This is a genomic window from Ilyobacter sp. (assembly GCF_041583315.1).
In the GTDB taxonomy this organism is placed as follows: Bacteria; Fusobacteriota; Fusobacteriia; order Fusobacteriales; family Fusobacteriaceae; genus Ilyobacter.
Map to the genome: position 1 here is coordinate 1 of NZ_JBFHGC010000603.1, position 1,630 is coordinate 1,630.

Consider the following 1,630-nt stretch of genomic DNA (forward strand, 5'->3'; position numbering starts at 1 on the left):
CTTACTTTACCGAACCTGTCAGACAAAGGCCCGAATAATAAAGTAAAAACACCAAATGCCAGCATATATGCAGTAACTGACATGGCAGCTGTGCTTACTGTAAGATTTAAATCTTTTGATATATTGATGAGAAGAGGAGCGGCAGCATAATTGTCTCCGTTGGCTAAAAAAGCCATTGATCCTAATATTAAAAGCATTTTATTTTTATCTTTCATTTTTCCAAACCTCCCCTCTCTGATTTTTTTCTCATTTATTGATTTTCATTGGTGATTAAATCTTTTGGTTCTAATACTCTTATAAGTTCAGTTACTTATGAAAATTTATTTAAAGCAGCAACTTAGTTTATTTAATCTCTGTAATTTTCTTAACCAAATCAACTAAATTTGTTTCGGATATATCCGGCTGAAGATAATATGGATTAAAGATCTCTTCTTTACGTTTTATATAGGCTGTTGCAAACCCTGCTTTTTTTGCTCCGAATAAATCCCAGTCATGAGATGCAACCATAGCAATATTTTCAACAGATGTTTTTTCATGAAGAGCTACGTACTGGTAGATATCTTTAAAGGGCTTATATTTTTTTACAGAGTCAACAGAGTAATAGCTGTCAAACAAGTGGATGATTCCTGCATTTGTAAGCTGTTCTTTTATCATTTCCAATGATGAATTGGATACAGCGACTACTCTTATTCTATTCTCCTTGAGAAGTTTAAGTGCTTTAGGAACGTCTTCATAGGCTGGTAAGCTTTTAAAGGCACCTAATATCTCAACTTTGGTTTCATTTGTTAGCATTTTACCATTTTCATAGAACAAACTTTCCAACACAACTCCTGCCAGTTCACCAAAATTCTTGTATTCATCCATGGAACCTATTACAGTAGATGTGTGTAACAATTTAGTAAACCAATATTTCAGCACATAATTATCATCAAAATTCTTATCAAAATTTTCTTTGAGCAAACTTAAATTTAACATTGTCTCATTCATATCAAATAATACAGTTTTTATCACCTAGTTATCCCCCTATACTTTTTAATCAAAAGGCACAATTATCACATCATGAACAATATTATCAAGTCTGTCCTGTAAATAAGTGGAAAAACTAGACTTTTTAAGCTCTCCTGCTCTCATTGTAGGAGAGCAGGAGAGCCTGTGGTTTAAAAACTTTATACTTAGACTGGATAAACTATATTTTTTATGCCAATATTTTTAATTTTTTCGAAAACTGTTATAAAAGTATTGAATAATCTTCAACACTTTTATAACAGCCCGAGTTTCTAAAGCTTAAATAATCCCCCATGCCCATCTGTTTTAATAAATATTTAAATTCAGTTGTCATGGGGAATTATTGTGTAAAACTTCTTTACCTTTTAAAGTTTAAAATATCTCATTGGTAATTATTCCACCTGGAATTTATATTATTTTTTTATAAGCTTCGATAACTTCGCTAGGCTCAGCACGTATTGTATAGTCAGCGTCTACCCAGGCATTGACAATGACTCCGTTTTTATCGATGACATAAGTGGCTGCTATGGGTAGCTCAGCTTCGTCATTTCCCTGTGATTTCTTCAAGTCTATTCCAAAACCATCATATATAGTCTGAAGCTTTTCAGGAACTTTGAAAAGTAAG

Annotated in this window: 2 protein-coding genes and 1 pseudogene; all 3 read right to left on the reverse strand. The window is 32.5% G+C overall.

The window, feature by feature from the left end:
- A partial coding sequence (locus ABZA26_RS14635) for an MFS transporter (RefSeq protein WP_372715224.1) occupies positions 1 to 215 on the reverse strand: 215 nt, incomplete at its 3' end.
- Between the two features lie 127 nt (positions 216 to 342).
- Positions 343 to 1,011 carry a haloacid dehalogenase type II gene (locus ABZA26_RS14640; protein WP_372715225.1) on the reverse strand — a complete coding sequence of 223 codons (669 nt, stop codon included), beginning with the start codon at positions 1,009 to 1,011 and terminating at the stop codon, positions 343 to 345.
- A gap of 402 nt (positions 1,012 to 1,413) precedes the next feature.
- A pseudogene (locus ABZA26_RS14645) lies at positions 1,414 to 1,630 on the reverse strand (AhpC/TSA family protein); the annotation flags it as partial.